The 24,642-nt window shown below is 62.4% G+C and carries 19 protein-coding genes; 8 read left to right on the top strand and 11 right to left on the bottom strand.

Annotated elements, in window-relative coordinates:
- Positions 1-115: 115 nt before the first annotated feature.
- The gene (locus GM668_RS12225) at positions 116-2,410 is read left to right on the top strand and encodes a catecholate siderophore receptor Fiu (protein WP_170305610.1); all 2,295 of its coding nucleotides are present in this window, start codon (positions 116-118) and stop codon (positions 2,408-2,410) included.
- 73 nt (positions 2,411-2,483) lie between these two features.
- On the opposite strand, the gene GM668_RS12230 is transcribed toward GM668_RS12225, so the two are convergent.
- From GM668_RS12230 to GM668_RS12265, 8 genes are all read right to left on the bottom strand, one after another.
- The gene (locus GM668_RS12230; RefSeq protein ID WP_155439230.1) at positions 2,484-2,888 is read right to left on the bottom strand and encodes a KGG domain-containing protein; all 405 of its coding nucleotides are present in this window, start codon (positions 2,886-2,888) and stop codon (positions 2,484-2,486) included.
- Positions 2,889-3,047: 159 nt separating this feature from the next.
- Positions 3,048-3,713, bottom strand: coding sequence for a ligase-associated DNA damage response endonuclease PdeM (gene pdeM, locus GM668_RS12235; protein ID WP_155439231.1), 666 nt, complete (start codon positions 3,711-3,713; stop codon positions 3,048-3,050).
- On the bottom strand, positions 3,710-6,205 hold the full coding sequence (locus GM668_RS12240; protein ID WP_155439309.1) for a ligase-associated DNA damage response DEXH box helicase: 2,496 nt from the start codon (positions 6,203-6,205) through the stop codon (positions 3,710-3,712). Before GM668_RS12240 ends, pdeM begins: the two co-directional genes overlap by 4 nt.
- A 50-nt stretch (positions 6,206-6,255) precedes the next feature.
- On the bottom strand, positions 6,256-7,890 hold the full coding sequence (locus tag GM668_RS12245; RefSeq protein WP_155439232.1) for an ATP-dependent DNA ligase: 1,635 nt from the start codon (positions 7,888-7,890) through the stop codon (positions 6,256-6,258).
- On the bottom strand, positions 7,883-8,917 hold the full coding sequence (locus GM668_RS12250; RefSeq protein WP_229499228.1) for a ligase-associated DNA damage response exonuclease: 1,035 nt from the start codon (positions 8,915-8,917) through the stop codon (positions 7,883-7,885). Before GM668_RS12250 ends, GM668_RS12245 begins: the two co-directional genes overlap by 8 nt.
- Positions 8,918-8,934: 17 nt before the next feature.
- Positions 8,935-10,638, bottom strand: coding sequence for a RecQ family ATP-dependent DNA helicase (locus tag GM668_RS12255; protein WP_155439233.1), 1,704 nt, complete (start codon positions 10,636-10,638; stop codon positions 8,935-8,937).
- 89 nt (positions 10,639-10,727) lie between these two features.
- Positions 10,728-13,205 (bottom strand): hybrid sensor histidine kinase/response regulator, encoded by a 2,478-nt coding sequence (locus GM668_RS12260; protein ID WP_155439234.1) that lies wholly within the window; start codon positions 13,203-13,205, stop codon positions 10,728-10,730.
- The gene (locus GM668_RS12265) at positions 13,202-14,311 is read right to left on the bottom strand and encodes a hybrid sensor histidine kinase/response regulator (protein ID WP_170305611.1); all 1,110 of its coding nucleotides are present in this window, start codon (positions 14,309-14,311) and stop codon (positions 13,202-13,204) included. The genes GM668_RS12260 and GM668_RS12265 overlap by 4 nt, the downstream gene beginning before the upstream one ends.
- A 193-nt stretch (positions 14,312-14,504) precedes the next feature.
- Here GM668_RS12265 and msrC point away from each other — a divergent pair, with 193 nt between their 5' ends.
- Positions 14,505-15,017 (top strand): free L-methionine (R)-S-oxide reductase MsrC, encoded by a 513-nt coding sequence (gene msrC, locus GM668_RS12270; RefSeq protein ID WP_155439235.1) that lies wholly within the window; start codon positions 14,505-14,507, stop codon positions 15,015-15,017.
- Here the strand turns inward: msrC and GM668_RS12275 are convergent.
- Positions 15,006-15,842 (bottom strand): HDOD domain-containing protein, encoded by an 837-nt coding sequence (locus tag GM668_RS12275; RefSeq protein ID WP_155439236.1) that lies wholly within the window; start codon positions 15,840-15,842, stop codon positions 15,006-15,008. The two genes, msrC and GM668_RS12275, sit on opposite strands and share 12 nt — an antisense overlap.
- A gap of 150 nt (positions 15,843-15,992) precedes the next feature.
- On the opposite strand from GM668_RS12275, the gene GM668_RS12280 reads away from it, so the two are divergent.
- From GM668_RS12280 to GM668_RS12290, 3 genes are all read left to right on the top strand, one after another.
- Positions 15,993-16,730 (top strand): substrate-binding periplasmic protein, encoded by a 738-nt coding sequence (locus tag GM668_RS12280; protein ID WP_155439237.1) that lies wholly within the window; start codon positions 15,993-15,995, stop codon positions 16,728-16,730.
- A gap of 85 nt (positions 16,731-16,815) precedes the next feature.
- Positions 16,816-19,518 (top strand): DNA mismatch repair protein MutS, encoded by a 2,703-nt coding sequence (gene mutS, locus GM668_RS12285; RefSeq protein WP_155439238.1) that lies wholly within the window; start codon positions 16,816-16,818, stop codon positions 19,516-19,518.
- 38 nt (positions 19,519-19,556) lie between these two features.
- Entirely contained in the window at positions 19,557-20,465 is a 909-nt protein-coding gene (locus tag GM668_RS12290; RefSeq protein ID WP_229499230.1) for a hypothetical protein, read from the top strand.
- On the opposite strand, the gene GM668_RS12295 is transcribed toward GM668_RS12290, so the two are convergent.
- Complete coding sequence (locus GM668_RS12295) at positions 20,466-21,005, bottom strand: FKBP-type peptidyl-prolyl cis-trans isomerase (protein ID WP_155439240.1); 540 nt, start codon at positions 21,003-21,005, stop codon at positions 20,466-20,468.
- Positions 21,006-21,084: 79 nt separating this feature from the next.
- On the opposite strand from GM668_RS12295, the gene GM668_RS12300 reads away from it, so the two are divergent.
- The 3 genes from GM668_RS12300 (at position 21,085) to GM668_RS12310 (ending at position 23,280) form a co-directional block, all read left to right on the top strand.
- The gene (locus GM668_RS12300) at positions 21,085-22,206 is read left to right on the top strand and encodes a ribosomal protein uL16 3-hydroxylase (protein ID WP_155439241.1); all 1,122 of its coding nucleotides are present in this window, start codon (positions 21,085-21,087) and stop codon (positions 22,204-22,206) included.
- Between the two features lie 15 nt (positions 22,207-22,221).
- Positions 22,222-22,719 carry a DUF7931 domain-containing protein gene (locus GM668_RS12305; protein ID WP_229499232.1) on the top strand — a complete coding sequence of 166 codons (498 nt, stop codon included), beginning with the start codon at positions 22,222-22,224 and terminating at the stop codon, positions 22,717-22,719.
- Positions 22,720-23,010: 291 nt separating this feature from the next.
- Positions 23,011-23,280 (top strand): hypothetical protein, encoded by a 270-nt coding sequence (locus tag GM668_RS12310; protein WP_155439242.1) that lies wholly within the window; start codon positions 23,011-23,013, stop codon positions 23,278-23,280.
- Positions 23,281-23,445: 165 nt separating this feature from the next.
- Here the strand turns inward: GM668_RS12310 and bamC are convergent, their stop codons facing one another.
- On the bottom strand, positions 23,446-24,606 hold the full coding sequence (gene bamC, locus GM668_RS12315) for an NlpB/DapX family lipoprotein (RefSeq protein ID WP_155439243.1): 1,161 nt from the start codon (positions 24,604-24,606) through the stop codon (positions 23,446-23,448).
- Positions 24,607-24,642: the final 36 nt, after the last annotated feature.

Consider the following 24,642-nt stretch of genomic DNA (forward strand, 5'->3'; position numbering starts at 1 on the left):
GTATTGCGAATGATAGTGAGAACGATTATTATTTACAGAACACCACTGCTTTGCCAGCTAATTCCGCCCTCTCCCCGGACCAGCCAGCCTTCACCTTCTGTCTGGAGATTTTTTCGTGTCCGTTATTCGCAGCCGCAAGCACACCGTTGCCACTCAACCCCTGCTGTCCCGCTCTGTCCTGGCGCTGGCCGCCGTCACCCTGCCACTGGCCGCGTCGGCGCAGCAGCAAACCATGAAGGAAGTGCAAGTCAATGCGGCTGCCGACGTGCCTTTCAAGGCCGACAAAGTCTCGTCGCCCAAATTCACGCAGCCACTGGCCGACACCACGCAAACGATCACTGTCATTAAAAAGGAAGTGCTGCAGGAGCAAGCTGCATCATCGCTGATGGAAGCGCTGCAAAATACGCCGGGCATCACCTTGCAGCTGGGTGAAAACGGCAATACCAGCGCCGGTGACACGTTCCAGATGCGCGGCTTTGCCGCACAATCGGCGATTTTCGTCGATGGCATCCGCGACCTGGGCGCCGTCTCGCGCGACGTCTTTAATATTGAACAAATCGAAGTGGCGAAAGGTCCTGCCGGCGCCGACATTGGACGCGGCGCATCGGCCGGCTACATCAACCTGTCGTCCAAACTGCCGCAGCGTGAAAATTCCGTGTCCGGTTCTGTCAGCTACAACACGGGTGAGAAAGCCCGCGCCACCGTGGACGTGAACCGCACCATCGGCGACAACGCAGCGTTCCGCCTGAACGCAATGGCGGAAGATGGCGGCGCCATGGGCCGTAAAGTCATTGAAAAACAGCGCCATGCAATTGCCCCGTCGCTGGCCTTCGGCCTCGGCACGCCAACCCGCTTCTATGTCTACTCGCAACACGTACGCCAAAACGGTGTGCCCGATGGCGGCGTGCCGGCCGTCGGCCTGCCAGGTTTTAACCAGGCCACCTTCCCTGCCGCCAATATGGCCCCGCGTGTGGACCGCCATGCCTACTACGGCTACCGCACCGATTACGAAGACATCAGCGCCGATATGGCGACCGTGAAAATCGAACACGAACTGGCGCCAAAGACCACGCTGACCAATACCAGCCGCTATGGCAAATCCAGCATTGACCGCATCCTGACAGGGGTCAACGGCGTGGTGCCCGTTGCTGCCACGGTCGCGCCCGCCGGCTGGAAAGTCGTGCGCACCCGCCAAAGCATTTTGCAAGACAATGAAATCCTCGCCAATACCACCAACGTGGTTACTGAATTCAACACCGGCGCACTGGTACACAACCTGTCGGCCGGACTGGAATTCTTGTCGGAACAACAGTTCACCCCCACCCGCGCCGGCCTGGGCACGTACACGGCTGCGCCGGCCGCCAATGGCTTCCCGGCAGTCACCGGCCTGTGGGCGAATTTGTACCACCCGGATCCCAACGACGGCACGTTGACCGGCTACGCGCCCGTGCTGACGGGCGCGTACAGCAAGGGCAAAACCACGACGGTGGCCGGCTACGTATTCGACACGCTGAAGCTGACCAGCCAGTGGCAAATCAATGGCGGCGTACGTTACGAGCATTACCGTACCAGCACGGATGCCGCGACCGTGTCGGCCACGGCCCCAGTGGGTGCGCTGCTGGCCAGCCAGTTGAACAAGTCCGGCAACCTGGCCAGCTGGAAAGCCGGCGCGCTGTATAAGCCGGCGGACAATGGCAGCATTTATCTGTCGTATGCGACTTCGCAAACACCGCCAGGCAGCGCCAATTTCACGTTGAGCGCCACGCCGGGCAATATCGCCGCGCCCAACATGGACCCGCAAAAAACCACGAATATCGAGCTGGGCACGAAGTGGGACGTGATTGAAAAGCAGCTGGCGCTGACGGGTGCGCTGTACCGTACCGACAACAAGAATGAATTGACCGTCACGGATGCCGCCACCAACACGGTGGCACAACTGGGCAAACGCCGCGTTCAAGGGATCGAGCTGGGCGCGGTCGGCCAGATCACGCGCAACTGGAGCATCATTGCCGGCCTGGCCACGATGGATACCAAGGTGTTGCAGGGCACGACGGGCAACAGCGCCGCCGGTGCGCATGCGCGCTGGTCGCCCGACTTCACGGCCACGCTGTGGACCAGCTACCAGCTCAATGATACGTTGACGCTGGGCGGCGGCGTGCGCCACATGTCGGAACAAAAACGCGTCGTGGACCCAACGCTGAACCTGGCGTCGCAAAATACGCCGGGCATCCCCGCATACACGGTGGCCGATGCGGTCGCCATGTACAAAGTCAACAAACACGTGAACTTGCAGTTAAATGTGTACAACGTGTTCGACAAGTTCTATGTCGGCACGCTGAACAATGGCGGTTCGCGCGCAGCGATCGGCATGCCGCATTCCGCGCAGTTGACGGCGAATGTCGTGTTTTAATGCAAATGGCGCCCTGCGGCGCCACAGCGCTTCGTCATTCTCGCGCACGCGGGAATGACGAGTCCGACGCTGGTTATTGATTGTTCTGTTCGCCCTGTCGCTGGCTGCCGCCCTGCTGGCTGGCTTGCTGGCTGGAAGAAGCGCCCTGGCTGGCTGCGCCGGACTGGCTGCCGGTCGCGCTCTGGCTGGATGCATTCTTCGCACTCTGGCTGTTCTTATGGCTCATGCTGCCTGCGCGGCGAGCCTCTTCTGGCGTAAATTCGTGCGCCGTGCCTTTTTGGTGGGCGGCACGTCCGCCCTGAGCAGCGATTTCCCGCTGTCGTGCAGGGTCCATCGATGCGAAGCCGCGGCTGCTGGTATCGCCGCTCTGCTTGTTGCCTGCCTTGCCACCCGACTTGCTGCCTGACTGGTTGCCGGCCTGATTACCGGTTTGGGTACCGTCACGTCTGCCTGCGTTGTTGTCGCCTTGTGATGCCATCTCATTCTCCTCTGTTTCGTTGCACAACTTTACGGAGCGGTGCTCTCAGTGAAGCCCTTACAGGGCAATTTCATGGTAGATCAACGCTGTTGAGGAAGACATAGGACTCATGCAGTAGGCGATGTAGGAGCAATCTGACAACCAGTGACTTCTTTTTTCTTACGTACTCGTTGTGATTTTTCCTACAGAAAAGACTGCATCACCAGCGACAACAAACACGCGGTCGCCCTGCATCGGCTGCAATGCGTGTCCGCCGGTAAAAGCACCGAACGCCGGCAAGATCGTGCGCTGTGCTCCGGCAATAAAACATGGCAGACGTAAAGCATCGCGCCCGTCCGACAAACGGTAGACAGGGTGCACGTGCCCCGCCACCACATGGCCTGTCCCGGCGGGGAAATCCGGATGGTGGCAAAACGCAAACGGCGCCACGTGATAGGGCTCGTCCACCACATCGAGCGACAGCAAGGCGGCAGGGTCGCCCGCATGGCGGTCATGGTTGCCGCGTACTAAGGTCATGCGCACGTACTGATGGCGGGCGCGCCACGCCAGCAATGCGCCGGTCGCCGCATGGGCCGCCTGGGCGTGCAGGAAGTCGCCGAGGAACACCAGGTGCGCCACCGCCATCTCCGCCATGATGGCGTCGAGCGCCGCCAGGTTTTCCATTGTGGTGCCGTGCGGTACCGGCACACCCTGCGCGCGAAACGCGGCCGCTTTGCCGAAGTGGATATCGGCCACGGCCAGCAAACGTTCGCGCGGCCAGTACAGCGCCTTGTGCGGCAACAGCAGCACGCGTTCGCCCGCGATATCCACGCCTTGCACGCTCATGCACCGTGCTCCGGCCCTGCGGCTTTTTCCAGTTCCCGCAACATGCGCGCCACCCGGTCCGCCAGCTTTTCCGTACTGAGCTGTTCGCGGAAGCGCTCGACCATCAGCGCAAATCCAAATGGCGTGGCGCGCGCCACCGTATGGAAAGCCATCGCGCGCCGCTGCAAGTCCAGCAAGGCCGCACGCAACCGGCCCAGTTCCAGTTCCTGTTCCAGCACTTCGCGCTGCGCCTGCGTCAGCAGCAGATTGCCCGCATCATGTTTGCGGAACACGTCAAAGAACAGCGACGACGATGCCTGCAGCTGGCGCGCACTTTTATGCCCGCCCGGATAACCCTGGAACACCAGGCCAGCAATGCGGGCAATGTCGCGGAAACGGCGTTGCGACAATTCCGCCGCGTTCAGGCTGGCCAGCACATGCTCCAGCAAGTGTTCGTCATCGAAGATCGCCGCACCGGGCCAGTCAAACGGCTCCGGCGCCACCAGTTCCAGCCCGTAATCGTTGACGGCCATGGAAAAGGTGGCGGGCCGCGTTTGCGCCAGGCGCCAGGCCAGCAGCGACGCCAGTCCCGTATGCACTGCGCGTCCGGCAAACGGATAGATAAACACATGGTGCCCTTCGCGTGAGCGCATGCTTTCCACCACCGTGACGTCCGGTCCGGGCAGCGCGGACCAGCGCTGCTGCACTTCCAGCAACGGCCGTACCGCCTGCATTTCCGGGCCGTCGTAGCGGCCGTGCGCCGCCTGCTGCAATTGCGCCAGCACCGCGTGCGCCAGTTCCGACGACAGCGGCATGCGTCCGCCCTGCCAGCGCGGCACCGCGCCGCGCGCACGCTGCGCGCGCCGCACATAGGCCGTCATTTCATGCACACGGACGAATTCCAGTATGCGCCCGCCAAACAGGAAATGGTCGCCCGGTTTCAGGCGCGCGATAAACGCTTCTTCCACCGTGCCCAGGCGCGCGCCGCGCAGGAATTGCACGTGCATGCTGGCGTCGGCCACGATGGTGCCGATATTCATGCGGTGGCGGCGCGCAATGGCCGCATCGCGCACGCGCCAGACGCCGTGTTCATCGGGCTGGACGCGGTGATATTCCGGATAGGCCGTCAGACTCTGGCCGCCGCGCGCGACGAAGTCCAGCGCCCACTGCCATTCATCATCCTGCAACTGGCGGTACGACCACGCGCTGCGCACTTCATCCTTCAGCGCATCCGCTACAAATCCGCCGCCTGCGGCAATGGTCACCAGGTGCTGGACCAGCACGTCCAGCGGCTTGTCCGGCGCCGTGCGTGCTTCGATGCGGCGCTCCTTGACGGCTTGCCTGGCGCCTGCCGCTTCCAGCAATTCCAGGCTGTGCGTGGGCACCAGCGTCACGCGCGATACGCGCCCCGGCGCGTGGCCGGACCGCCCGGCCCGCTGCAACAGCCGCGCCACGCCTTTCGCGCTGCCCACTTGCAGCACGCGCTCGACGGGTAAAAAATCCACGCCCAGGTCCAGGCTGGACGTGCAGACCACGGCTTTCAGCCTGCCGTCCTTCAGGCCCTGCTCGACCCATTCGCGCACCGCCTTGTCCAGCGAACCATGGTGCAGCGCCACCATGCCTGCCCAATCGGGCCGCGCTTCCAGCAAGTTCTGGTACCACAGCTCCGCCTGCGAACGGGTATTGGTAAAAACCAGCGTGGCGGCATGGCGCTCGATTTCCTCGGCCACGCGGGGCAGCATCGCCAGGCCCAGGTGGCCCGCCCACGGAAAGCGCGACGGATGGTCCGGCACCAGCGTATCGACCACGATCGCTTTGGGCGTGGCGCCTTCGACAATCACGGCACCGGCGCCGGAACCAGAGCCGGTCAGCACGTGCAATGCGCGCTCCAGGTTGCCGAGCGTGGCGGACAATCCCCACACGGGCAGGCCGGGCCGCCAGCGGCGCAGACGCGCCAGCGCCAGTTGCACTTGCACGCCGCGCTTGTTGCCCACCAACTCATGCCATTCATCGACCACCACCATATCGAGCAGCGCGCAATGGTCTTGCGCCTCGGCGCGGCTCAGCATCAGCGACAAGCTTTCCGGCGTCGTCACCAGCGTTTCCGGCAAGCGTTTGGACTGGCGGGCCCGCTCCGCCGATGACGTGTCGCCGGTGCGGGCGGCAACCGCCCATGCGGGCTGCAAGTCACGCGCGGCGGCCTGCAAACTGCGCAGCGTATCGGCGGCCAGCGCGCGCATCGGGGTAATCCACAGCACACGCAAACCCTGGCGTTGCCTGCCCGGCTGCCGCGCGCCGCGCAGCATGGCGGCAAACCAGGCCGCGTACGTTTTGCCTGCGCCCGTCGTCGCATGCAGCAGGCCGGAGCGGCCATCGAGGGCTGCTTGCCAGACGTCGCGCTGGAACGGGAATATCTGCCAGCCGCGCTGTGCGAACCAGTCTTCCGCCTGGGCCAGCGGATCCGCACCGCCCACGCGGCGCCTGGCCGGCGCCGGGACTTCGGGCGCCGCCATCGCCACCGCGCTGGCGGCAGCCTTGCTGCGCAACTGCCGCGCCAGCCGGCTCATGGCGCCGGCCCCAGCATGGCCTGCAAGGTGGCCAGCGTATCGGCATCGTCCACCGTTTTATCGGTGCGCTGGCGCAGGATGCGGGGAAAGCGCACGGCAATGCCGGACTTGTGCCGGGGCGAGCGGGCAATGCCTTCAAAGCCGATTTCAAACACCATGGTCGGCTGCACGCTGCGCACCGGACCGAAGCGTTCAATCGTCGTGCGGCGGATGGCCTGGTCCACTGCAGCGATTTCCACGTCCGTCAAACCGGAATACGCCTTGGCAAACGGCACCAGCTGCCGCCCGCCCTGCGCATCATGGCCCCACACGGCAAACGTATAATCCGTGTACAGCGACGCGCGCCGCCCGTGCCCGGCCTGCGCGTAGACCAGCACCGCATCGACGCTGTACGGATCGATTTTCCACTTCCACCACGTGCCCACGTCGCGCGTGCGGCCCACGCCATAGCGGGCATCGGCCGCCTTCAGCATCATGCCTTCCACGCCCCGTTCGCGCGATTGCGCCCGCAGCGCTGCCAGTTCATCCCAGCTATCCGCTGCAACCAGCGGCGAGATCCGCAATGCGGGCGACGCCGTATCCCGCACCAGCTGTTCCAGCAAACTGCGCCGCTCGCGCTGCGGCAGATGCCGCACGTCGGCGCCGCCACATTCGAGCACGTCATACGCCACCAGCACGGCGGGAAATTCCGCCAGCAATTTCGCGGACACCGCCTTGCGTCCGATGCGCTTTTGCAGGTCGGCAAACGGCGCCGGCGCCGCCGCCTCCTCGCGCCAGATCAGGATTTCGCCATCGATCACCGTGCCGTCGGGCAACCGCAGCGCCGCCAGTTCCGGATAGCGGTCCGTAATCAATTCCTCTCCCCGCGACCACAGCCACACCTGTCCCGCGCGGGCCACCAGCTGCGCGCGCATGCCGTCATATTTCCACTCCACCTGCCATTGCGCGACCGGCCCCAGCGCGGCGGGATCGCCCGCCAGCGGGTGCGCAAGGAAAAACGGATACGGGTGGCCGCCCTGCTGCGCCGGCTCATCCTGCTGCGGCGCGCCTGTCAGCGCCAGGAAGGCGGCGCCGCTGGGCCGCGCGCGGCCATCGGTCCAGCCCATCAGCCGCTGTGCAATGACTTTGGCGTCGATGCCGGACAGCGCGGCCAGCGCCCGCGTCACCAGCAGGCGCGATACACCGACGCGGAAGCCGCCGCCGATCAGCTTCACCAGCAGATAGCGTTCACGGGTTTCCAGCTGGTCCCAGTATTCAAACAGCGCGGCGCGGATGGTGTCCGGCGCGGCCCCGCGCAGCGGCGCGATGCGCTGTTCGATCCACTCGGCCAGCCCGGCATCGCTGCGGGCGCGCGGCGCCGGCAACACCAGCGCGATGGTTTCCGCCAGATCGCCCACCGCGTGGTAGCACTCGTCGAACAGCCAGCTGTCGAGGCCCGCATATTCCGTCGCATACTGGCGCAGCAATTTGACAGGGACGGCCTGGCGCGGCTTGCCGCCGGCAAGAAAATACACGGCCCACGCGGCGTTGTCCGGCGCTGCCGCCGCAAAGTATGCTTGCAGCGCTTCCAGCTTGCGCGTGGTGGACGTGGTGTCATCCAGTTCCGCATACAGGCGCGCGAATTCACGCATCGGCCGCCTCCTGCGCCGCGGGTTCGGCATCGCCCGCCTCTTCGCCGCCATATTCCGTCTCGAATGCGCCCGCGTCGTAGCCATTCTGGCGCAGCCACCGCACCATGACGGGAATCGAGCCATGCGTGACGATAATGCGCTGCGCGCCGGTGGCCTCGATCGCCGCCAGCAACCCCGGCCAGTCCGCGTGGTCGGACAGCACGAAGCCCCGGTCCACGCCGCGCCGCCGGCGCGCGCCCCGCACCAGCATCCAGCCGCTGGCAAACGCGTCGCTGTAATCGCCAAAGCGCCGGGTCCACGGCGAACCGGCGGCGGACGGCGGCGCCAGCACGATGGCGCGCCGCAATGTATCGCGGGCGACATCGGACACCATGCGCGTGTCCGGCAGCACCACGCCGGCCGCGCGGTACACGCGGTTCAGCGCTTCGACGGCGCCATGGCAGACGATGGGGCCCAGCGACGGATCGAGCCCGCTCAGCATGCGCTGCGCCTTGCCAAACGCATAGCCCAGCAACACGCTGGCGCGCCCTTGCGCCGCATTGCGCGCCCACCACGCATTGATGTCCGCATAGATGTCCTGCTGCGGCGCCCAGCGGTAGATCGGCAAGCCAAACGTGGATTCCGTGATGAACGTGTGGCAGCGCACCGGTTCAAACGGCGTGCACGTGGCGTCCGCCTCCACCTTGTAGTCTCCGGACGCCACCCATACCTCGCCCCGGTATTCCATGCGCACTTGCGCGGAACCCAGTACGTGGCCGGCAGGATGCAGGGAAATGCGCACGCCGTTGTGTTCCACTGTTTGGCCATACGCGAGGCCATCGACGGCAATGGCGCCCAGCCGCGCGCGCAGGATGCCGACGCCAGGTTCCGCCGCCAGGTAATGGCCATGGCCGATGCGGGCATGGTCGGAATGCGCATGCGTAATGACGGCGCGCGCAACGGGACGCCACGGGTCGATATAAAAATCGCCCGGCACGCAATACAGCCCTCCCCTGCGCACCACCACCATGTCGTCCGGTCCGGCCATCAGCGCTCCTTCGTTCCCTATACTGGCTGCACATATTCCGCCAGGAAGGTACGGGGTACGTCGCCAGGAAAGGCGATCGTCACCTGGTCGCCCGCCACCGACACGACGGTGCCCACGTCATATTTCGGCACCCGCACCTGGCTGCCCACTTGCACCGCCGGCGGCTGCGGCACAGCCGGTTCCAATTCCTCTGCCTCTTCTTCAAACGCCACCCCGGGCGGCGCAATGCAATTGTCGCAGCCGCCGCAATGCTCCATGCCGTCTTCATTGGCGCCAAAATAATCCAGCAGCAGCTTCCAGCGGCAATATCCGCTTTGCGCATACGCCACCATGCTTTCCAGCGCCGCGCGGTCGCGCTCCTGCTTGTCTTCGTACACGCTGGCCAGCCGCGCATACCATTGGGCGCCGACGGGCTGCTGGCGGGGCAGCCATGCAAGGCTGCGGTTTTGCCGCAGCATGCCGCCATCCTTCAGCAATTTCAGGCACACATGCAGCCGCGATTGCGGCAACTGCAACTGGGCCAGCGCATCGCGCAATGCGGCAAACGGCACCGGCCTGCCAGCCGCATCGCCATCCAGCGCCAGCGCGCACACAGCGGCATGCACGGCGGCCAGCTCCACGGCGTCAGGGTAATGGCGCACAAGGAAAAATTGCTGCAGCCGTTTATCGTCCTGGAAGTACAGCAAAGTGCAATCGGCATTGCTCCCATCGCGGCCTGCGCGGCCGGATTCCTGGTAATACGCTTCCAGGCTGGCCGGCACTTGCAGGTGGATGACGAAGCGCACGTCCGGCTTGTCGATGCCCATGCCAAACGCATTGGTGGCCACCATCACGCGCCGTTCGCCGCCCATGAACCATTGCTGCTGCAGCTTGCGCTGGGCGGCGGGGAGTTTGCCGTGGTATAGCGCCACGCTGGCGCCTTGCTGCTCCAGCAGCGCATGCAACTGTTCCGCAGCCTTGACGGTGGCCGCATATACGATGCCCGCGCCCTCGCTGCCCTGTACCAGTTCCAGCGCCCGCGCGAGTTTTTCGTCGGCATTCGTGCATTGCAGCACACGGTAATACAGGTTGGGCCGGTACATGCCCGTATTGATGACGTTTAAGTCGCGCAGCCCCAGCTGCTGGCCGATATCGGCAATGACGTCTTCCGTTGCCGTGGCAGTCAGCGCCAGTACGGGCGGATGGCCCAGCGCGGCAACGGCGGCGCCCAGCCCCAGGTAAGCCGGACGGAAATCATGCCCCCACTGGGAAATGCAATGCGCTTCATCGATGACGACCAGCGACACGGCGCTGGTGCGCAGCAAGGCAAGAAACTCTTCCGTGACCAGCCGCTCCGGCGTGCAAAACACAATGTCGCTGGCGCGCTGCCGGATGCTGTCGAGCGCTTCCAGTTCTTCCGCGCGGGGCAGGCTGCTGTTGACTTGCGCAGCGCGGATGCCCAGCTCTTCCAGTTTTTCGAGCTGGTCCTGCATCAGTGAAATCAGCGGCGATACCACCACGGTGGTCCCTGGCAGCAGCGACGCGGGGATCTGGTAGCACAGCGACTTGCCGCCGCCTGTCGGCATGATGGCCAGCGTATCGCGCCCGGCCAGCACGGAATCAATCACTTGCCGCTGGCCCGGGCGCAGCGAACCGACGCCGAATACGCGCCGCAATAAGTCATTGATCAGTGCTGCGCGCGTACTGCCGGCCTTGCGCGCCCCGGATGCCGCTTCCGCCATATTCCCTCCAAGCTGTAACGGTTTTCCGCACAGCTTAACCACGGTACGCGCCATCCGGCATAGGACTACTGCTGATCAGCGCGTAGGAATCAAGAGTGATCCAGCGCCGCCTTCAAATCCATCAAGTCATAGGGCTTGCGCAGCACGGTCGCATGCAGGCCGGATTGCTCCAGCGCATCCTTGCCATAGCCGGTGGAAAAGATAATGCGGACAGCCTTGCCGGACTCCAGCACACGGCGCGCCAGGTCGATGCCGGACATGCCGGGCAAGCTGATATCGGTGAACAGCACGTCAACATCATGCGCCTGGAGCAATTGCCACGCTTGTTCGCCATTGCACACGCCGTTGACGGTATGGCCCAGCATGCCGATCAATTCGCACACCATGGCCTGGGAATCCACATTGTCTTCCACCACCAGCACGCGCAGCGACTTGTCGGCAATCGGCGGCTGCGGCGGCAGCAAGCCCACCGCCGCTTCCAGCTGCCGCTGGCGCGCCGCGATCTCCTGGTTGCGGTTATTGAAGACGTGGCGCAGCTTGCGGGCCAGGTCTTCGCGGCGGTACGGTTTGCTCAGCAATTCCAGCCCGGCATCCAGGCGGCCGCCATGCACGATGGCGTTTTGCGGATAGCCGGATGTAAACAGCACGGCTATATCCGGCTGCAGTTCACGGGCTGCCACCGCCAGGTCCGGGCTGCGCAGCGTGCCCGGCATCACGACATCGGTAAACAGCAAATCCACGTGCTGCCGCTTCAGCAATTCCATGGCATCAGCGCCGTTCTCAGCCGCGAGTACGCGGTAGCCCAGCGCTGACAGCATGTCGATGACGACGGCGCGCACACCGTGATCGTCTTCGACCACCAAAATGGTTTCCGTGCCGCCCAGCTCCTGGCTGCGCGCCCCGTCGTCCGGACGCGTTTCTTCGCCCAGGCTGCGCGGCAAATAAATCTTGATGCTGGTCCCCTGGCCCGGCTCGCTGAGGATTTTAATGTGGCCGCGGCTTTGCTTGACGAAGCCATACGCCATCGACAAGCCCAGCCCCGTGCCCTCGCCTTCGCGCTTGGTGGTGAAAAATGGTTCAAAGGCGCGCTGCAGCACTTCCGGCGTCATGCCGGCCCCGGTATCGGTCACGGACAGCATCACGTATTGGCCGGACGGCACATCGAGCAGGTTGTTGACGTAATACTCGTCCAGCACCGTGTTGCCTACTTCAATCGTCAGCTTGCCCGCGCCTTGCATGGCGTCGCGCGCATTGATGGCCAGGTTCAAAATCACATTTTCAATCTGGCCAGGGTCAACCAGCGTATTCCATAAGCCGCTGCCAATCACGGTCACGATGTCAATTGCTTCGCCCAGCGTGCGGCGCAATAAGTCGTCCATGCGGCTGACCAGCCGGCCCAGGTTCGACACCACCGGCTGCAGCGGCTGGCGCCGCGCAAACGCCAGCAATTGCGACGACAGGCGCGCGCCCCGTTCAACGGCGGCAATCGCCATGTCGAGCCGCTTGCGCATCATGGCGTCGCCGCCGGCCTGCAATTGCAGCAAGTGCAAATTGCCGGAAATAATTTGCAGCACGTTGTTGAAATCGTGCGCGACGCCCCCCGTCAACTGCCCCACGGCTTCCATTTTTTGCGACTGGCGCAGCGCTTCTTCCGCCTTGTCGCGCTCTGCGATTTCGCGGCCCACGCGCTGTTCCAGCGTGTCGTTCAAATCGCGCAGCGCGGCTTCCACGCGGCGCCGCTCCGTGATGTCCGTCTTCACGGCAATCAGCGCTTGCGGCTGGCCCGCTTCATCTTCGAGCCGGCTCATGCTCGATGAAATCCATACCCAGTTGCCATCCGGCTTGAAGTAGCGTTTTTCCAGCGTGAACGACTGGCCCGTCTCCACCAGCCGTTTTACCAGCGCACGGTTTTCTTCCAGTTCGTCGGGGTGGATGATGTCATCCATGTGCAGCCCCACCAGCTCTTGTTCGGTGCGGCCCAGCATGTGGCACAGCGCACCGTTGACGCGGCGGAAGCGGCCCGCCAAATCCAGCTCCGACAGGCCGACCGACGCCTGGCCGAAAATCGCGGCCAGCCGGTCCTGGCTGGCCCGCAATGCCTGCTCCGTCTGCTTGCGGCCCGTGATGTCAAACGACACGCCGATATAGCGGCGCGGTTCGCCGGGACGCGCCACCACTTCGCCCTGGCGCGCCAGCCAGCGCAGCTCGCCCGTGTCGGCACGGCGGATGCGGTATTCCGTATATTCAAGCGGATTGTCTTCCGCCATGCGCGCCGGCCCGAGCCGTTCCCGGTCGCGTTCATCAATCAGGTTGACCAGCATGTCGGCCGTCACTTCCACGCCCGGCGCCAGTCCCCACAGCTTGCGGTACGTGGCCGACACCACCATGCGGCCGGTATCGGGGAACCATTCGAAACTGCCGATGCCGCCCGCTTCCTGCGCCATGCGCAGGAATTCTTCCGTCACAATGCGGCTATTGTCGTAGAGATCCGGCGCCATGAACGGCACGGCCTCCGGTGCACTGCCCGGCATCAGCGATGCGGCCAGGGTGTGCTGGTAGGCGCTCATGGCCGCGCCTCCACGGCCGGCCGGCGCGGCACTTTGAAGGTGAACACGGTTCCCTCCTCCTTGCTGGAAGCCGCCGTGATATCGCCGCCATGGGCGGCAATGAACATGCGGGCCGTGTACAGGCCCAGGCCCAGGCCCTGGCCGGATTTACGGGTGCCGCCGCGCCGGTACGGCTCGAACACGCTATCAAGCAATTCCGGCGCAATTTCGCCCCGGTTGGCCACGCTGACGGTGAGGCTGCGCGGGTCATTGCCATCGATCGTCACGTGCACGGGCTGGTCCGCTTCACCATGGACCAGCGCATTGCCCATCAGGTTGGACAACACTTGCGACATCATGCCGCTGTCGCACACGCCCACCGTATCGCCGCTGGTTTGCACGGCAATGCGCGATGGGTGGTCCGGTGTCGTGAATTCATCGGCAATCAGGCGGCACAGCGCGCCATAGTCTGCCTCCAGCAAATCCGGGCGCAATTCACCTGAGCGGATGCGCGCCAGGTCCAGCAACTGGTCAACCATTTGCGCCATGCGCTTGGCGCTGCTCTGGATACGCTGCGCCGTCACGGCGACCTTCGGATGGTCCGTCATCATCGGCAACAGCATGGCGCCATTCATCACCACCGACAGCGGCGTGCGCAAGTCGTGCCCCAGCACGGCCGTGAACAATTCATTGAGGTGCAGCGCGCGCTTCAACTCTTCCAGCTGCGCCGACAACTGCCGCTTTTGCTGGTGCAGTTCGACAAAGACATTGACCTTGTTGATCAACACCTGGCCGTCAAATGGCTTGAACAGGAAATCCACGGCGCCCGCTTCATAACCTCGGAACGTGTACGCCTGGTCGCGCGCGGCGGCCGTCAGGAATATCAGGGGGATGGCGCGGGTACGTTCCGAGCCGCGCATCAATTCGGCCAATTCAAAGCCATTCATGCCAGGCATTTGCACGTCGATCAGCGCCAGCGCCACATCATGCTCCAGCAACAGTTCCAGCGCTTGCGCGCCGGACGAGGCGGACAGCAGCGTAACGCCGGAGCGCGCCAATAGCGCACCGACTGCGGTGAGATTTTGCTCGACGTCGTCGACTACCAGGATATTGATTGATGCATTCACGGTGGCATTCTGTTAAGTGACAGCCTGGTCGATAGTACCAAGTTTGCGCGTGCGCTCGCGCATGGTTGCAAAATATTTTCTTTTACACAATTTTATTTGCCATTATGCCACTTTTCACCAATAGCCGGGCCCGGCAATTTTCAATCGTGCGGCGTACAATACCCGGCTCCGATTAACCATTACCTGTCACGCCATGACTTTTACTATCAGCGACGCCGCTTACCGCACCGATACCCCTGATGCGAAGCAGACCATGTATGCCGACCTGCGCTCACAATTGCAGGGGCTGGTCGCCGGCGAGAGCGACATGACCGCCAATTCCGCTAACTTCAGCGCCCTGCTGTTCAACAGCATGCCAGATTTGAATTGGGCCGGTTTTTATTTCCTGCAGGGAGATGAACTGGTGCTGGGCCCCTTCCAGGGCAAGCCTGCCTGTATCCGCATCAAGAAAGGCCGCGGCGTGTGCGGCACGGCGGTGGAGCGCGGAGAAACCGTGGTGGTGCCGGACGTGCATGCGTTCCCCGGTCACATTGCGTGCGACGTCAATTCGCGTTCGGAACTGGTGGCGCCGGTGCGCCGCCATGGCGTGGTGGTCGGCGTGCTGGATTTGGACAGTCCGCGCCCGGACCGCTTTGATGCGGTGGACGCGGAAGGCATTCAAACGCTGGTGAAGATATTCGAAGCGACGCTGGAATCAAACCAGTAAGGCCGTGCTCATCGACTTGGCTTCTTCATTCGATTCCAGCAAGATGTCATCGATGGCCGTGTTGCCTTTAAGGTAGGCATCGACTGCCGCCGTGCGTCCCAGCACGGCGTCATCGCACCATACCAGCGGTGCGCGCTGCGGCGCCAGCCGCTTGGCCAGCAACAGCGTGTCGCGCAATCCTGACGGTGGAATCGACATGCCGCCGCCCCGCAGCGATGCAATGGCGGCCGCCACCGGCTCCGGCACCTGCAGCTTCTTCAATAATTCCCGCGACAGGATTTCATGGATGGCGCCCATGCGTTCATCCGGATCGTCGAGCAAGCCCGGCATGTCGTCGGCCCGCGCCAGCAAATAAAACCCTGCCACTTCGTGCATGATGCCGGCAAACATGGCGGTATCGGGATCCACCTGCGTCAGTTCACGGCCCAGCACATGGCTCAGCGCCGCCACGGACGCGCAGTGGCGCCACAATTGTTCCGCCTTGGCGCGTAATTGCGGGTCGCCGATGCGCGCGCCGAACTGGCGCACCACCATGGCGGACGCCAGCGAATATAAATTACGGTAACCAACCCGCATCACGGCAGCACGGGCGCTGGTTACCTGCGGGCCGCCATTGCGGGTAAAGACTGCAGAGTTGGCCAGCGCAACGGAGCGAGCCGCCAATACTGGCTCGGCCAGCACTTTGCGGATGGCGTCTTCCACGTGGCAATCCGGGTCGGCCAGCGCTTGCTGCAATTGCAAGGCTGCATTGACACTGGTGGGGAATGCCAGCTTGCCGGTGCGCGCCTCGGCAACAACTTGAGCGTAGTCTCTGAGTTTTTCCATCCGCCGATTATAGCGTGCGGTATGGACAGTTACGATGACCGGTGCAACGAATTGTTACACCAGCGCATTTTATGTTGCCACAAAGCTTCACCCGCGCGATGCGATTCATCGCCGGCCGGCGCGATATTTCACGCATGCTATATTTCTTTTATGAGAGTACCCCTTACCGCCCTGCTCGTGCTGTTTGTTGGCAGTTGCGCGCTTGCGCGCGCGGAAGTGGTAACTGTGTACACCAGCGCCAATTTCGCGCCACTGGTCATCGCCAACAACCGTGGTGTCTATTTCGACTTGATAGAACACTTGAACCAGCAGCGCCTGGGCGGCTTGACGTTCAAACTGACGTACCTGCCCCGCAAGCGGCTGCAATTGAAACTGGAAGACGGCAGCATGGATGGCATTGTCATCGGCATGATGCCGCAATGGTTTGACGACGTGGCGCAGCAAAAATACTTGTGGACCGTGCCGTTTGCCATTGACCGCTTTGTGCTGGTGTCGCGTACAGGCTACGGTTTTGATCCGGACGTCAAAGGTTCGATGGCGGGACGCTCAATCGGGCTGGTGCTGGGCTATGTGTACCCCGGCATCGATGAGTGGATTGCGCGCCAGGGCCTGGTGCGCAACGATGCCCTCAGCGAGGACATCAACCTGGAAAAGCTGCGGCTGGGCCGCGTCGATTGCGTTGCCGTGGCGGAATCCGTGGCCCGTTATTATTTGAAGACGCATGCGCTGACGGATAAATTCCAGCTGACCGACTTGCCGGGCCAGCAAACGGAACGCCGTTTCCTGGTGCCCCACTCGAAAGCCGCCGTGTTTGAAAAGCTGGCGCCCGTCATCCGCAAGCTCAAGGATGACCCCGTGTGGCAGCGTGCCGCGAATAAATACCAATAGAGCAAGGAGCGGGCGCCAGTTCCGCCGCCGGACACGGTAAAATGTCGGCCTTACGCCGCACTGCATACCGAATTGTAGAATCACGATGACCACTGTTCCAGCCGAAATCAACGCCGCCGCCATCAAAGCCAGCCCGTCCGAGAAGGTCACGCCAATGATGGCGCAATACCTTCGCATTAAAGCGGAGCACCCGACCATGCTGGTGTTTTACCGCATGGGCGACTTTTATGAACTGTTCCACGACGATGCGGAAAAAGCGTCGCGCGTGCTGGGCATTACGCTGACGTCGCGCGGCACGCAAAACGGCCAGCCGATCAAGATGGCGGGCGTGCCGTTCCATTCGCTGGAAGGCTACCTGGCCAAGCTGGTCAAGATTGGCGAATCGTGTGCCATTTGCGAACAGATTGGCGACCCGGCCACCAGCAAGGGCCCGGTCGAGCGCAAGGTCATGCGCGTGGTGACGCCGGGCACGTTGACGGATGCGGACTTGTTGCCGGAAAAATCCGAGCGCCCGCTGCTGGCCGTTTGCATGGTCAGCCAGCGCAAAGTCGTGACAGCCGGCCTGGCGTGGCTGTCGCTGGCCAGCGGCGCGCTGAAACTGATGGAATTTTCCGGCGATGCGCGCACCGTGGCGGTGCGCTTGCAACAGGAACTGGAACGCATCGCCCCGGCGGAAATGCTGCGCGGCGATGAAGCGGAACTGTTTGAAGACAGTACGCCGCCTTGCCACGTGAACCGTGTACCGGACTGGCACTTCGATGTCGTGTCCGGCCACAAGGCGCTGATGGAACAGCTGGGCGTGTCGACGCTGACGGGCTTTGGCGCCGATGGCCTGGGCGCCGCCTTTGGTTCTGCCGGCGCGCTGCTGCGCTATGCGCAATCGACGCAAGGCAAAGGTTTGCAGCACGTGAACTCCATCACCGTGGAAACGGAATCGGAATTCATCGGCCTCGATGCCGCCACCCGCCGCAACCTGGAACTGACGGAAACCATCCGCGGCCAGGAATCGCCGACGCTGTTCTCGCTGCTGGACCACTGCCGCACGGCCATGGGTTCGCGCCTGCTGCGCTACTGGCTGCACCACGCGAAACGCGAACAGCGCGTGGCCCGCTCGCGCCACCAGGCCATTGCCGCGCTGTCGCAGGCCGACGTGACGGGCTCGCTGTCGCACGTGCTGGCGCAAGTACCCGATATTGAACGCATCACCACCCGCATCGCGCTGCTGTCGGCCCGTCCGCGCGACTTGGCCAGCCTGCGCGACGGCTTGCAGCAATTGCCTGCGCTGCGCCAGCTGGCCCAGCGCGCCGTGCAGCCGGACCATGGCACGGATGGCGCCGCCCTGGTGGATTCATTGGCAACCGCACTGGCCACGCCGGAACCCTGCCTGGACTTGCTGGTGCGCGCCATCATGGCGGAACCAGCCACCATGGTGCGCGACGGCGGCGTGATTGCGCGCGGCTTCGATGCGGAACTCGATGAATTGCGCGGCTTGTCGGAAAACGCGGGCCAATACCTGGTGGACCTGGAAACCCGTGAACGGGCCCGCACCGGCATTGCCAACCTGCGCGTGGAATACAACAAGGTGCATGGCTTCTACATTGAAGTCACCAATGGCCAGGCCGACAAGGTGCCGGACGACTACCGCCGCCGGCAGACGCTGAAAAACTGCGAACGCTACATCACGCCGGAATTGAAAGCGTTTGAAGACAAGGCGCTGTCCGCGCAAGACCGCGCGCTGGCCCGCGAAAAAATCCTGTACGACCAGGTGCTGGCCGACCTGGCGCCTTTCATCGGCACCCTGCAAGGGATTGCCCAGGCGCTGGCGCAACTCGATGCCCTGACGGCGCTGACCGACCACGCGCTGCGCAACAACTGGTGCGCACCGCAGCTGGTGGAAGAACCGTGCATCAATATCGTCGAAGGCCGCCATCCGGTGGTGGAAGGACAGATCGAACGGTTTATTGCCAACGACTGCCGCTTCGTCAACGACCGCCGTTTGCTGCTGATTACCGGCCCTAACATGGGCGGTAAATCCACGTACATGCGCCAGGTCGCATTGATTACGCTGCTGGCCTACGTCGGCAGCTATGTGCCGGCGGCGTCGGCCACGATCGGCCCGATCGACCGCATCTTTACCCGTATCGGCGCCACCGACGACCTGGCGGGCGGCCGCTCGACCTTTATGGTGGAAATGACGGAAGCGGCTGCGATCCTGAATGGCGCGACCGAACACTCGCTGGTGCTGATGGATGAAATCGGCCGTGGCACGTCGACCTTTGACGGCCTGGCGCTGGCATGGGCCATTGCGCGCCAGCTGATCGACGTATCGCGCAGCTTCACGTTGTTCGCAACGCACTACTTCGAATTGACGCAACTGCCGGAAAGCCATCCAACGGCGGCCAACGTGCACTTGTCCGCCGTTGAGCACAAGGATTCCATCGTGTTCCTGCACGCCGTGCAAAACGGCCCCGCATCGCAAAGCTATGGTTTGCAGGTGGCGCAGCTGGCCGGCGTGCCGCAGACCGTCATCAAGGCGGCCCGCAAGCATTTGGCGCGGCTGGAAGCGCAAGCGCTCGACGCTCAGCCGCAGCTGGACTTGTTTGCCGCACCGGCAGTCGATGCGAATGATGATGCCGCGCCAGTGGCCGCCGCGGCGCCGGCCGAAGATCCGGCATTGCGCGCCTTGCTGTCGGCGCTGGACGACCTGGATCCGGACGCGCTGACGCCGCGTGAAGCGCTGGAACGCTTGTACCAGTTGAAGAAACTGGCGGAGCCGGCGCTGGCATGATACGGCGCGGCGCGCTTGCTTTGCTCGTGGCAGCGGCCATGCCGGCCCTTGCCGCGCCGGGCAGCGCCGCCATGTCCAGCGAGGGCGGACAGGCCCAGCCTGCGCGCCCGTTCCACTTTGCCGTCATCGGCCATCCGTTCCGCGCGGTAGCCGATGAAAACGTGCTGCGCCGGACCATTACCGAAGCCAACCAGGACAAGCCCGCGTTCATTGTCGCCACCGGCATCAAGGCGCAAACGGAAGCGTGCAGCGACCGGCTGTATGCGCAGCGGCGCGACATCCTCGATGGCAGCCCGCGGCCGCTGGTGCTGGCGCCTGCCGGCAGCGACTGGGCTGGTTGCCGCAATTCGGCCGGACGCTCGAACGCGATTGAGCGGCTGAGCCGCATCCGCGAAGTGTTTTTTCCCGATAGCCAGTCGCTGGGCGTGCGCCGCATGCCACTTTCGCGGCAGTCGGCCAACGTGAAGTTCCGCAGCTACGCGGAAAACGCGTATTGGGAACAGGGGGGCGTGCTGTTTGCCACGATGAATGTCCCTGACAACAATAACCACTACCTGCCCGAAGCAGGCCGCAACAGTGAATATGAAGACCGGCTGGTGGCCAACCGCGCGTGGCTGCACCGCTTGTTCCTGATGGCGCAGCGGCGTGAGGGGCTCGTGCTGTTTACGGATGGCGACATCAAGGCGCACGTGGATGAAGGCTTTTCACTGCTGTCAGGCTTTTCCGCCAAACAGGATGGCTATGCGCCCATACGCAAGCAAGTGCGCGCGTTTGCGGAAAAATATAAAGGGAAAGTGCTGCTGGTCGACAGCAAGGGAGACGCCAAGCCCACGATCACGTGGCACGGCAATATTGGACGGCTGGGCGTGGCGAGCGAATGGGAAACCGTGCGCGTTCAGCCTGGCACGGCTTCCCTGTTCAGTCTGAAGGACTCAGACACGCCTTAATTAATGGATCGGGTGCGAGCGGAAGTGGTCGCCGTCTTCGCCGTCATCCTCGTCGTCGTGATGGTGGCCATGGGCGCCATGCACGTGTTCGTGGGCGATTTCTTCATCGGTGGCGGCGCGCACGTCCACCACGGTCAATTCGAAACGCAGGGCCATGCCGGCCAGCGGGTGGTTACCGTCCAACACGACCTTGTCGTCAGCGATATCGGTCACGGTGAAAATCATCGCTTCTTCATCGCCGCCCTCTTCCGGCATGCCTTCGAATTGCATGCCCACTTCCAGCGGCTCTGGCAGGCGGTTGCGCGGCTCGACTTTCACCAGCGACGAATCGTAATCGCCAAACGCATCTTCCGGTTCAATCTGGATGGTCGACGAATAGCCGGCTTCTTTACCGTCCAGTTCTTCCTCGATTTTCGGCAGCGTATTTTCATAGCCACCGTGCAGGTAAACCATAGGCTGGCGACCGTCTTCGATCAGGTTATTTTGTGCGTCGGACAGCTTGTAGTTCACGGTCACGACGGTATTCTTGGCGATCTTCATTATGGCTTCCTTTCAGATATAAGCACGGGGATTATACCTTGTCCGTCAAAGACGACCGGATCGGCGGCTATAATGTGGCATGAAAAAACTGACCCTCTTAGGCGACATCACGCCTGCGCAATTCCTGCGCGAATACTGGCATAAAAAACCCTTGCTGATCCGCCAGGCCATCCCTGGCTTCAAACCGCTGCTGTCGTTCGACAAACTGGCGGAACTGGCCAGCAAGAATTATGTGGAATCCCGCCTCGTCACACTCAAGGATGGCAATTGGGACATGCAATATGGCCCGCTGGAATCCTTGCCGCCCCGCGCGCAAAAAGAATGGACCATGCTGGTGCAGGGCGTGAACCTGCAAGACGCCAAGGCCGATGCCTTGCTGCGCGAATTCCGCTTCGTGCCGGATGCCCGCCTCGACGACTTGATGGTGAGCTTTGCCACCGATGGCGGCGGCGTCGGCCCGCACTTTGATTCCTATGACGTGTTCCTGCTGCAGGCGCAGGGCCAGCGCCGCTGGCGCATCAGCGCGCAGAAAGACTTGAGCCTGATCGAAGGCTTGCCGCTGAAGATCCTCAGCCACTTTGAAGCGGAAGAAGAATTCGTCCTCGAGCCGGGCGACATGCTGTACCTGCCGCCCCACTACGCGCACGATGGCGTCGCGATCGGCGATTGCCAGACGTATTCGATTGGTTTCCGTTCGCCGTCGTACCAGGAACTGGGCGAGAACTTCCTGCAATTCATGGCAGACTCCATTGATTTGCCGGGCCGCTATGCCGATCCAGACTTGCAGGCATCGGCCAAGCCGGCGGAAATTCCCAAGCACATGCTGGAAACCATTGCCGATGAATTAAATAAAGTGCAATTCACTGCCGATGACATTTTGATCTTCCTTGGCGAATACTTGTCTGAACCAAAACACAACGTCTTCTTCACGCCGGTGGAAAAGCCGCTGACTTTAGAAAGATTCCTCCAATCAGCAGCGAAGAAGGGGCTAGTGTTGTCCCGGAAGACACAAATGCTCTATCGCGGCAATAATATTTTCATCAATGGCGAGTCCTTTGCCATTGGCCGCGCAGACAAAGCCACGCTGGTGGCGCTGGCCAACGAGCGCCGCCTGGATGGCGCGGCGCTGGCGGACGCATCGGATGACGTCATCGACGCCTTGTACGCGTGGTATGGCGACGGCTGGCTGGAGTTTGCTTAATCACAGGAGATCAGCATGGAAATGCCGTCAGACAGTGTGGAAAAGCGCGTGATCTCGTTCGATACGCGCGCCGCCTTTCAAGAACAGCTGCGCGAATGCATTTCCAAAGCGCAGATCACGCTGCGCATGTTCGATCCGAACTTTTCACTGTGGGAACTGGGCAGTACGCAGATGGATACGCTGTTAAGGCGTTTTTTATCGCACCATGGCAAACTGGAACTGGTCGCGCACACGAATGCTGAACTGGAGCGCCATGCCCCCCGTTTTGCGCGCCTGTTGACGGACTATAGCCATGCGATTGAATGCCGCCTGACGGCGCCGTCCCTGAAGCTGCTGACGGACTCGTTTTGCGTGGCCGACGAGCGCCATATCGTGCGGCGTTTTCATTCCGACCACTTGCGGGGCCAAGCAGTATACGACTCCGAACCGGATACGCAAGTCCCCCTGGAGCGCTTTTCCGCCATCTGGGCGGAGACGGTGCCCGGTTTGCATGCGGGAACTACTGGACTCTGAGCGTTATCGATGTAGAATGCTGCCTGTTCGACAGTTTGCCGTTAATCCGTGCGGTTGGATGCAATTGGCTGAAGTAACAACGTATTGCGCTAATGCAAAATAGTTGTGAAATCGGCTTGTTTTGCTATTGCGACGCACCAAAAATCGCTATAATATTGGGTTAGGAAGTTTTTGTTGTCTGTCATGCACCTTGTGGTACGAAGGCTTACGAAGACACCCTAATGAGCGATAATTACCGGTAATTATTCATCGCAACATTGTTGTTTATTTTTGAATTAATTAAGGAAAATCATGAAAAAATCCCTGCTGATCGCCTCCCTGCTGGCCGTTGCTCTGGCTGCTTGCTCCAAGAAAGAAGAAGCACCTGCACCAGCTCCAGTAGCAACCCCAGCCGCTGAAGCCCCAGCAGCTGCTCCAGCTCCTGCTGCTCCAGCCGCTGACGCTGCTGCTGCTGCCGCTTCCGCTGCTACCGACGCTGCTGCTGCCGCTTCGGCTGCTGCTTCGGCTGCTTCCGCTGCTGCTTCGGCCGCTGCTGCTGCTGCTCCAGCTGCTTCGAAGTAATCTTCGCAAGCTAAAAGAAACCGGCCTGCGGGCCGGTTTTTTTTCGCCTGTACCTTCCGATCCCGATTTGGCGCCAGGCACCGAAGGGAAAAGAAACTAATCTTTACGCAGATAAAAAAACCGGCCCACATGGAGCCGGTTTTTTGTTACGACTTGTAACTACCGTTATTTCAGCTGTTCGTGCAGCAACGTCAGGATCTTCTCGCCAGTCGGCGTCAATTCCGGCTTGCCATCGTTGGTCAATACACCAACTTTGCTGGTGCTGCCCTCGCCGGCTTTTACCGTCACACGGTAGCGCTGGGCTTCCTTGTCCTTGTCCGAATTCCAGCTAAACAGTTTCGCGAAGAAGCCTTTCGCCGTGCCGGCATCCTGGTCCACATAGCGGACGAAGTAAATGCCGTTGACGCGGTCACGGTCTTCCACCGTGAAGCCGGCGCGGTCCAGCGCCAGGCCGACGCGGCGCCAAGAGCGATCGAAGCCTTCATCAACTTCCACATGGCGGCTTTCGCCTTCACCCTTCATCACTGCGTGCAGCGGTTGCAGCGCAGCATTGTCGACTGCCGTGCGTGCTTGCGCCTCATCCTTGCCTGCGCCCAGCTTGGTCATCAGCTTGGCCAGGAACAGTGCTTCCAGGTTCGGGTCATTCGGGCGCGCGGTCCACTGCGTGGTTTCCTTCTGCGCCCCTACCACGACTTCCTGTGCGCCACGGTGGCTGATGTAGATTTCCGTGGTGCCATCCGGCAGGCGCTCGAGGCGCGTGCGGTATTTGTCGCGCTCACCACTGCCATACAGGCCGTCAAACGCTTTACCGATCGTGTTGCGGATAAAGTCTTGCGGGATCTTCGCGCGGTTCTCATTCCATTCAGTTTCCAGGATGCCTGCCGCTGGCGCATCCACTGCCAGCGTAAAGCCCGAATCTTCCCAGAAGTTCTTCAACTGTGGCCACAGTTGCTCCGGCGTTTGCTTGACGACCAGCCAGCGCTGGTTGCCTGCACGCACCACGCGCACGCTGTCGGAACCGGTGGTGGCGATGTCGTTGGACGGCGCAGCCTGTACGGCTGCCGGGCCATTGCCGCGCGCGGCGTTATAGCCGGATGCGGTCGCCACGCCGCGGTTCGAATCCGGCAGCGAATAGCGGTTATCTTTCTGCAATTGCGTCAAATCTGGCGGAACATCCAGGGTGCTGGCTTTCTTTGCCGATTTGTAATCCACCTTGTCGGTGCCAACCACTGAGCTGATCATGCCGCAGCCGGTCAGGCTGACGGTAAGGGCGGCCAGGACCAGGCCGCGCTGCGGAGTGAGGGATGCTGTCTTGCGAATAGTCATGTTTTACTGGAATGAGAGGCCACTCGGGGCGCAGGT

It is taken from the genome of Pseudoduganella ginsengisoli, assembly GCF_009720865.1.
Taxonomy (GTDB): domain Bacteria; phylum Pseudomonadota; class Gammaproteobacteria; order Burkholderiales; family Burkholderiaceae_D; genus Rugamonas; species Rugamonas ginsengisoli.